Raw genomic sequence first — 6,458 nt, forward strand, 5'->3', positions numbered from 1 at the left:
CTGAACGGCCTCGAGGCGATGAAGGAGGGGGCGGAGCGGCCACGCGAGCTGCTGATCCGGTCCCGGCTGGATGAATCCGGGGCCGTGCTGCTCGCCGTGCACGACACCGGCGTCGGGCTAGACCTACAGCAGGTGGAGCGGGTGTTCGAGGCGTTTTACACGACCAAGCCGGACGGCCTGGGCATGGGCCTGGCAATCTGCCGCTCGATCATCGAGGCGCATGGCGGCCGGCTGTGGGCCCGCGCGAATGAGCCTCAAGGGGCCGTGTTTCTGTTCACCCTGCCGGCAGACCAGGACAAGACCGCTTCCGCTGAGCAGGGGAGCATGAGGAAGTGTGGGGCAGTTTGGTCACGGGCTGACGGTACTAGGCTCTCAACCGGACGAAACAAGACGGCGGGACACTCTCATTTGCCAAGGCGCGCCCATTCCGATCCGGAGACACCTATTCTTCCAATGCACCGTAGATCTGGGTTCTGTCGCAAACACGAAGTATAGTCCATTTCAGCACCATTTTTGCGTAACGCAGTCGCGTTAGCATTTTACAACACCCGGCCCTAGCGGATTAGCTATTTTAGGCAAATAAAATGCGAGTTTGCGACGTGAGCGGCGTAAACGGTACCTGTATGTGGCCATCGACCGCTGCTCGCGCTGGGTACACTTGGCGGTCAAAGATGACGAACTGGCCACAAGCGCGGTCGCCTTCCTGAACGAGGCGGTCCGCGCGTTCCCCTTCAAGGTCACGCACATTCTGACGGACAGAGGATCCTGCTTCACGGCGGATGGCTTCGAGAACGCCTGTCGCAAGCTGAAGGTGCAACACCGCAAGACCAAGCCCTACACACCACAAACCAACGGTCTTGTGGAGCGCTTCAACGGCTGGGTGCAGCGTGAGGTGCTGGGGATCACGATCTATAGCCATCGTGACCTCGAGACGCTGCTCAAAGGCTTCAACCAGGCCTACAACAAAAGACGTCAGCGCATGCTCAAGGGGGCTTCACCCGAGCAGGTCGTGCAACGGCGCCTGGCCGCCGAGCCCAACTTCGCCAACGCGTGCTTCAAGCCGCCTGATCCCAGAGCACTTCCCCAGGCCCTCCAGGTCGTCGCTCATGCCAAGGAGGTCTCGCATCCAGACAACTAGGCATCAACTTGACAGTACCCAGCCGGAACTATTGTATCTGGATCGCGTTGGCTCTTGTTCTGCATGAACGGAGGACACCATGTGCCACTATCGAGGATCATATGTGTCCGAGGACAGGGCGAAGGCTGAGGCTGATCGCCAACGGGAGCTTGAGGCTAAACGCACCCAAGCTGTCGATAAGCTGAAGCAGGAGGCCGACACAGCGGCCCAGAGGGCAGCGTTCACCCCAGCAAAGGAACCTGTTCCGGCGAAGTAGCTTGGCCCTACATTCGGCAATCATTGCAGGTACTATGCCCTGCCAAGGCGGGGCATAGTCCATCCGAGGCGCAACATTGCCGCTGCCATCTCTGTGCAACAACATAAGGGCAGCAAAGCCTTAACGAAAACTCGGCACCTCGTAGCACCAAGTTCAAGGGTTAATTTGACCGGCTATGGCCGATCCTGATCGCCGCACGATCAGTTAAGCAGCCTTTTTCGAGCGACGGCCCTTTGCGGGAGCGGCATCATTGGTAACAGCCTCTACCGGGGCCTTGCCTTTCTTGCGCTGCTGGCCAAGTCCCATTGTCTTGGCAAGCTCGGAGCGCGCCTTGGCGTAGTTCGGTGCAACCATTGTGTAATCGGCTGGCAAGTTCCACTTGGCGCGGTACTGCTCGGGGGTCATGTCATAGGTCGTGCGAAGATGGCGCTTAAGCGATTTAAATGACTTGCCATCTTCCAGGCAGATGATGGCATCCGGGGTGATAGACTTCCGCACCGATACAGCAGGCACCAACTCAGTCTTGGGCTCCTTTTGCTGACCTTATGCGGTCCTCGTCAGGGCAGCGTGAACGGACTGAAGCAGCGAGGGCAGGTCTGCTGCCGGAACCGAGTTATTGCTGATATAGGCGGACACGATGTCACCAGAGAGTTCAATGTAGTTCGGAGAGATTGCGCTCTCGCTCATGATATTCTTGTCCTCGGCTGCACGGGAGCTGGTTTGAGAAGGTGTATCGAACAAGAGAATCTGTTCTAACAGGATCAGCAGGAACAGCCCGTGCAGCACAACAGATATCTGTGATCTCGGCCCCACCTATGTACTTTGTTGAACTTTGGCAAGGCTCATCCTCCGACATTGAGGTTAATCATTGCCTTTGTGCCACTAAACTTCACGATTAGGTTTGAATACCTCGGAACCTTTCGAGCCAGGAAACGTCAAGGTGAAACGCTCTCAAAACAGACCACCGACGCAACAGGCACTACCACAAAGCAGAAGACCGAGTGCTAACGACCCTCAGTCAGACCATGCGTACTCCTACATTACTATTGGCCTGACACGCCCCAGCCAAGAGAGGCCAATTCGATGATCTGCCCATTCTGCAAGCGAGAGGTTGATAAACCCTGCCACAATACCGTTGAGATGCAACGGCGGGCCCGCGATCATATCGACCGGTGCGACAAGGCTCTCAGAAGCCTAAAAGGGATCAAGTACAGCTAACCATGGCGATTGGCGTAGCGGAGTTTCATGGTGAGGTTCATCCGTGCTTCGAGTACCTTCGCTGCGGCAAGGCTCGTGTGATTGCGCACCAATCCAGTACGTATCGCCAACAAAGACCCTGCCCTCGGACGGGCTAAGTCTCTCAAGAGAAAACATGCTATGGCGCAATGCTGCCCAACGCGCACCGGTTCCTGACTCAGAAGGAAGAAAGTGGGACCGAACGAAGGGCTTAGCCTGCCGTTACTCTTGATATGCGACGCATGGCGCGACCAGGACGATGGAGGAAGACATGCTTGGTAAGCATCTCGTATTGGCTCTTCTCGGCACGGCTTTGGCGGTCGCCCCGGCTCTGTCTCAAACCAACCAGCCCGCAGGCGCAATGCCAGCACCTTCGGCGGGTGATGGTAGCTTCGGTGCGAGTGAACCAGTGCGCATGGACCCCGGCAATTGGCTGACCCAGGAGCAGTCGGGGCAGTGGCGGGCCTCCAAGCTTGAGGGCCTGGATATCTACAACCAGAACAACGAGAAGATCGGCGATATCAGCGAAATGCTCGTGGACAGTAGCGGCAGGATTCAGGCGGTGGTGGTCGGCGTCGGCGGGTTCCTGGGCATCGGTGAACGTGATGTCGCGATCCCATTCGATCAGGTGAAATTCGTGAATGAGCCGCGCGCCGCGGCGACCACAGCCACCACGACTGATCCGAATGCCCCAGCATCAGCGAGGGCCACAGCAACCGCTCCGGCGGCGGCCAGCCCGAATGCGCCGAGCACCACCGGCACCGTGGCCACGGATCGGACCGCCGATGCGATTGCTCGCGCGGCTCCGGATCATGCGGTGCTGACGACGAACATCACTAAGGATCAGTTAAAGGCGGCTCCCGAGTTCAAATACGCTCGGTAAGGATGATCCTGACAAGAAGGGGCCACGAAGCCCCTTCGGCTTTTGCTGCTGTCTGAGAGACGCAACGATTCCTGTCTGTTTGAGAGGATAGCCTCAGCTATCTGTGACGTTTGGTGTCGCGGAGTTTCTGCTCAGGCGCAGAGGTAGGTTTTTCAGCGATCACCCGGTGACCCCGATGCCATTCCCACCGGATGCGGCCCAGGCCGATATCGGTGACACAGCAGGGCACTGTGTTCGAGGTGTTCTCAGGCATACACAGCCTCTCCGTGTTCGCGCATGGGTCTCGGGTTAGTCACCGTCAGGGGTTCTATCCGGTGCCGGAATATCGGCGTCACCAAAGCCGCGCCGCCCATGGAGCTTGACCTTCGAGGTCGGTGCAGAACAGTCTTCCAGCATCCGCACGGCTTTCCAGACTGAGCTTACAACCCTCTGAATTGGACTAAGCGGCGTCTTGCTCTTGATAAGTTCGCCCTCCTCCACCGGAGCGGTATTGGCCGTTAGCGTCCCCCACCCTCGCCAGTCACCTTTGAGTGGAGATGTCTGAAAACGCGACTGTCAGGCCATGCTGATTAGCTCTGACCACGATCGCGAAACTCCAGTCGTGCCGATCCTCGTCCTTTTGGGCACCACGCTGGCTCAGTCATTTTGGAGTCTTGCTCATGCTTGGATGGGACAACGGAGCGCGGGCTTTTTGATGACGGTGAAAGCTTGGACGATCTGAGTTAGTGTCGCGGCCATGCGGATGGGCGGGACAAAAGCGACGTTTCTTCCCGAGCATGTTCGAACCGACAACAAACATATCCTTGCACTTGAGGAGGGCGTATACTCCCCGATTTTGGGAGGATATCAGAATGCAGCGCATCCGGTCCTATCTTTCCTACGGAAACGAAGCGACCTTTGCTGCCGCTCTGGCGTTCTTGTTCTGCGGGGCAGTGATCCTGGGATTCGTCTAGTGCTTGCCCAAACCTTGATCGCACTACTCCTGATGGCCGCTGTTGTGGCAATCTACGTCCTCGCGATCAGGGCTGGGTAGTGGAAAAAGCCCGGATGGTTGAGATGAAATTGTCCAGTTGCGATGATGTCGCCGATCTGCTGGGGTGCGCCGGACAACGAAGACTCATTGCCCGCGCTGTCGCAGCGCGAGCCTTGGAGGTGGCCTATGGCCTATATGATGTTCCAATATGACCGTCCGACCGACACGCAGAACTGGAACAACTACAACCGCCATGTCTGGGACTGGATTGGTCAGCTTCTGAAACTGCCCGGAGCGGTATCCTTTGTCGCGTACCACACCGCCAATCAGGAAAGTCCTGACACGATCACGATGCTGGAGTTCCGCACCATGCAGGAGGCTCAGCAAGCCGCAGCGCCGGAGCCACTGAAGCAAATTCTCGACGAGTTGCGGAGCGTTGGTGCCGTGGCCAGGGTGCTGCTGGTTGAACGGCCGCCGTTCACGCCCGAGCCCATCCTGGCCTGAAATCAAAAATTCAGAGAGCGACCCAGCCACGCCAGCTTGGATGTTTTGCCCTAACCTTTCCTGGCCCCAGCACGCCTTACCTCTGGCGCGTATCAGTCCCTACCGGCTGAACTCGTGCTTGCTCGGTCCAGATAACCGATGGCGCGAAGCCGGGTGCCTATCGTGAACTGATCAAGGCTGGCCAGCGGCAGGCGGAGGAACGTGCCGATCCGGCTCTTCAGGAACTGGAAGGCGCGAACAAAAGCTTGCTCCTTGTCGGCGTCAGAACCTTCGACAGCGGCTGGATCGTCGATGCCCCAGTGAGCGATTGAGGGAGGTCCCGGCCAGACCGGACAGGCTTCACCAGCCGCGCTGTCGCAGACGGTGACGATAAAGTCCATCACAGGGGTTCCCGGAGCCGCGAACCCGCCCCAGCTTTTCGAGCGGTATCCGTCTGTCGGATAGCCATGGTCTCCGAGTACCTTCAGGACCAGTGGATGGATCATTCCCCTCGGCTGGCTGCGAAATACGCCCGGAAGTGTCCCTCGCCGTCCTTGCGCAGGATGCCTTCGGCTAGGATCGAGCGGGCAGAGTCGCCGGTGCAGAGGGACAGAACATTGTCGGTTTGCTCGGTCATGGGTGCCCTCCCCGTGCCAGACATTGCACCTCAGCTCCGTGCGCCGAAGCGCCGAGCCCCTGCGGCTGAAGTGCTGGTTTTACAAAGCCGGTGGCCTTCCCCGCTTGGTACCAAAAGAGCGAGCGGGAGTGCCAGGAAACAGCGACACATGCGTGTGCTGGGCCACCCACTCCTCACCCGCGGCCTGCCGCCCGAGCACAACTGTCGCGCGCCCAGGCCGATCAAATGCCTTGCCGTCTTCGGTGTAGCCCGTGGACTCGAACACCGCCATGCCGACTGCCGTGAGGCGGTCGGCTGAGATGATCGTTCGCAGGTCATCCAGGTGCCACCGGAACTGGTCGATATGGCCCCAGACGTGACGCCACTGCTCGTGCTCGGTTGCCTCCCGCCCAACAGTGAAGGCCGCAAAGGAGCCAAAGGTGATGATGTCATCGGCGAAGAGCGGGCGGGAGACCACGAAATCCACCGTCTGAACGCAGAGTTAGAGCTTCCGGAACCAGCGGCGGATCAGGGCAACGTCCTCGTCGTGCTCAGCCATGACAGCCTCCTGGAACTGAGGCTTGCAGGCCGATGGTGCGCGTGGCCTCGCAGAGGGTCAAGCCGTCCGCAGACTTCAGGTGCGCGACCGAATGGGCTGGCTGACGGGCAACCGTAGGTGTATGGTGAAGCTGTAGCCAAGGTGGAGCGAGGCCATGACCATAGCCGCTCGCCAACACAGCCATCTCGCTGCTCAAGCGACAGGTCGCAACCGGTCGGCCCAACGACGGCAGGCACGGCTCCGTCATATCCATCGCCTCTCCCATGCGCAGCACCTCGGTCTTGGTGACGAGGTCCGTGCGGGCCGTCGCTCAA

Annotated in this window: 4 protein-coding genes and 3 pseudogenes; 4 read left to right on the forward strand and 3 right to left on the reverse strand. The window is 59.1% G+C overall.

Annotated features, from left to right (window positions below; translation table 11 throughout):
* The coding region (locus tag ACS5Q1_RS45840) for an ATP-binding protein (RefSeq protein WP_473104450.1) at nt 1-495 on the forward strand (495 nt) is incomplete at its 5' end.
* A 106-nt stretch (nt 496-601) separates the two neighbouring features.
* Nucleotides 602-1,138, forward strand: a pseudogene (locus tag ACS5Q1_RS45845) (DDE-type integrase/transposase/recombinase); the annotation flags it as partial.
* A gap of 460 nt (nt 1,139-1,598) precedes the next feature.
* Here ACS5Q1_RS45845 and ACS5Q1_RS45850 read toward each other — a convergent pair.
* Nucleotides 1,599-2,081, reverse strand: a pseudogene (locus ACS5Q1_RS45850) (Ros/MucR family transcriptional regulator).
* A gap of 820 nt (nt 2,082-2,901) precedes the next feature.
* On the opposite strand from ACS5Q1_RS45850, the gene ACS5Q1_RS45855 reads away from it, so the two are divergent.
* Both ACS5Q1_RS45855 and ACS5Q1_RS45860 read left to right on the forward strand, forming a co-directional pair.
* Nucleotides 2,902-3,513, forward strand: a complete 612-nt coding sequence (locus ACS5Q1_RS45855) for a PRC-barrel domain-containing protein (protein WP_473104451.1) — start codon at nt 2,902-2,904, stop codon at nt 3,511-3,513.
* Nucleotides 3,514-4,672: 1,159 nt separating this feature from the next.
* Nucleotides 4,673-4,990: a hypothetical protein gene (locus ACS5Q1_RS45860; RefSeq protein WP_473104452.1), complete on the forward strand. Its 318-nt coding sequence runs from the start codon at nt 4,673-4,675 to the stop codon at nt 4,988-4,990.
* Between the two features lie 92 nt (nt 4,991-5,082).
* Here ACS5Q1_RS45860 and ACS5Q1_RS45865 read toward each other — a convergent pair.
* Nucleotides 5,083-5,606: pseudogene (locus tag ACS5Q1_RS45865) on the reverse strand (arsenate reductase ArsC).
* A 79-nt stretch (nt 5,607-5,685) separates the two neighbouring features.
* Nucleotides 5,686-6,063: a YybH family protein gene (locus tag ACS5Q1_RS45870; RefSeq protein ID WP_473104453.1), complete on the reverse strand. Its 378-nt coding sequence runs from the start codon at nt 6,061-6,063 to the stop codon at nt 5,686-5,688.
* Between the last annotated feature and the right edge of the window lie 395 nt (nt 6,064-6,458).

This window comes from Microvirga sp. GN3 (assembly GCF_055792825.1).

Excerpts from the sequence above, each read along its gene's own strand:
- ACS5Q1_RS45855 (WP_473104451.1), top strand. The coding sequence starts at position 2,902 with ATGCTTGGTAAGCATCTCGTATTGGCTCTTCTCGGCACGGCTTTGGCG.
- ACS5Q1_RS45860 (WP_473104452.1), top strand. The coding sequence starts at position 4,673 with ATGGCCTATATGATGTTCCAATATGACCGTCCGACCGACACGCAGAAC.